This is a genomic window from Actinotalea sp. (assembly GCF_041597215.1).
Taxonomy (GTDB): domain Bacteria; phylum Actinomycetota; class Actinomycetes; order Actinomycetales; family Cellulomonadaceae; genus Actinotalea.
This window is the reverse complement of the sequence record NZ_JBFHHB010000347.1, coordinates 1-2,184: the sequence shown is the minus strand read 5'-3', so window position 1 is coordinate 2,184 and position 2,184 is coordinate 1. Positions and strand designations below refer to the sequence as shown.

Annotated in this window: 3 protein-coding genes; all 3 read right to left on the bottom strand. The window is 73.7% G+C overall.

From position 1 onward, the window contains the following. On the bottom strand, positions 1–764 hold a 764-nt coding region (locus ABWK99_RS15845), incomplete at its 3' end, for an anti-sigma factor (protein ID WP_372595645.1). Further along, the gene (locus ABWK99_RS15840) at positions 745–1,317 is read right to left on the bottom strand and encodes an RNA polymerase sigma factor (RefSeq protein ID WP_372595644.1); all 573 of its coding nucleotides are present in this window, start codon (positions 1,315–1,317) and stop codon (positions 745–747) included. The genes ABWK99_RS15845 and ABWK99_RS15840, both read right to left, overlap by 20 nt. A gap of 110 nt (positions 1,318–1,427) precedes the next feature. Beyond that, entirely contained in the window at positions 1,428–2,117 is a 690-nt protein-coding gene (locus ABWK99_RS15835) for a class F sortase (RefSeq protein ID WP_372595643.1), read from the bottom strand. Positions 2,118–2,184 lie beyond the last annotated feature (67 nt).

Genomic DNA, 2,184 nt, shown 5'->3' with positions numbered 1-2,184 from the left:
CCGTCGAAGTGCTCCTCGGAGATGTCGACCACCGGGAACTCGCCGAGGTCGAGACCCGGCGGCAGGGCGAAGGACCCGGTGGTCCCGTCCAGCACGCCGAGGCTGACCAGCTTGGTCACATCGGTGTCGATGAGCCAGACCTCGTGGTACCCGCCGTCCGACGGCGCGCTCGCAAGGGTCACGACGAGGGAGCGGCTGCCGTCGGCAGCCACTTGGACGGTCGCCTCCCCGGAGGCCCCGACCCAGTCCGGGAGGGCATCGAGAGTCGCTGCCTCGAGGACGGCAGGCGCCGGCTCGGAACGCTCGTTCCACAGGGTCACACCACCACCGCCGACGACGATCCCGGCCGCCGCTGCGACGGCCAGCCACCGGCCGGGGCGCGACGGCCTGCCATCGGTCGCCGCCGGTCGCGAGGAGCGGTCGCGGAGCAGGGGCGCGGGAGGCGTGATCTGGCTCGAGTCGGCCGTCTCGGCCGTCTCGACCCCGGCCGGTGCCTCGGCCAGCGGGGTCGTCAGCGGCTCACCCGGGTCGAGCTCGGTCGAGAGGTCGAGCTCGGTGCGGATGCGGTCCCAGACGCGGGCCGGGGGTGCGGTGAGGGTGTCCCCTGCCTCCGCGCCGACGGAGCGGCCCACCGTGATCGCACCGGCGAAGGACGCGACCTCCTCGGCGCACTGGCTGCACTCGTCGAGGTGCGCGCGGCTGGCGTCGTCCATGGGCTCGCCGAGCGCTGCGAGCGCGAGGTCCTCAGGCTCCGGATGCTGCATGGTCCACCTCCAACCGGGTGCGAAGGCGCAGCAGGCTGCGCCGGATATGGCTCTTGACGGTGCCGAGCGGCAGGTCGAGACGTGCGGAGATCTGGTCGTGCGTGAGGTCCTCCCAGAAGGCGAGGGCCAGGATCGTGCGTTGCGGCTCACCCAGCCGATCCATCTCGTCGGCGACGAGCATGCGGTCGGCGATGCCGACGGTATCGGCCTCGACCACCGGTGTGATCGTGGCGACCGCCGCGTGCGTGTCGCGCTGCTGGCGGGCCCGGCGGGCGAAGGTGTCGGCGACCACGGTCCGGGTGATCCCGGTCAGCCATGCGGCCAGCGGGCCGCGAGCCGGGTCGAACCCTGCCCTCCCGCGCCAGGCGTTGACGAAGACCTGCTGGGTCGCGTCCTCCGCGTCGGTGTGGTCACGCAGGGACCGCAGGGCGAGGGTGTGGACGAAGGCAGACCACCGCCGGTACGCCTCGGCCAGGCCGATCTCGTCCCCGGCCACGAAGGCGCGAGCCACCTCGGCGTCGTCCCAGGAGGACGGCGACCGCAGGGTCGTCACCTCGGGCCTGGTCAGCTCCGGCCCCCTCGTCGGATGGTGCTGCACATGTCGGTCATGGTGCCACGGGAAGGGTGCGGTCCGCCCGGTGGACAGGCGCAGGGCCGTGGCGGTCATCGGACCGGACTCGCCAGGACGATCACGTTGTCGCTGTAGTGCCGGACCTCGGGCTGCCAGGTCCCGCCGCAGGTGATGAGCGCGAGCTGGGGTGCTCCGTCGCGGACGAAGACCTGGTTCCACGCGACATCGGTCTTGGGCACCCGGCGCACCTCGTCGACCGTGTACCTCGCCGTGGCGCCGTCGCCCAGGTCCACCGTGACCTCGCTGCCGACGGCGAGGTCACGCAACCGGGCGAAGGGACCGAGGCCGGCGGAGGCGATCGAGTCCACGTGAGCGGCGATGACCGAGGTGCCGGACGCGTCGCCGGGAGCCGAGCCGAACCGGTACCACCCGGCCCGCTCGGCCATCGGCGGGATCTCCATCTGGCCGTCGTCCTGGATGCCGACGGGGTCGACCGGGACGTCGATGCCCAGGCTGGGGACGGTCACGCGCACCGGTGCGGGGCGCTCGGTCCGCGCTACGGCGTCCAGCGCCGCGTTGCGCACCGGGACGACGGGCAGCAGGTCGGACGACGGCGCGGGGGAGGGCTCGGGCGCCGGGCCGGCCGGTGCCGGAGCGGGCGCCGCCGCGGTGGGCGACGGGGCCGACGGTGCCGCCTGCTCGGTGGCCGGGGTGCTGCACGCTCCGAGGAGCAGGAGCGTCGCCAGGAGGCCTGCGGCAGTGCTGCGAGCGATCCGCTTCATGGTCATCTCCTCGGGGGCTGGAGCTGGACGTGTCGAGGGTGTCATGTGGACGTGCGGGTGGGGCGGG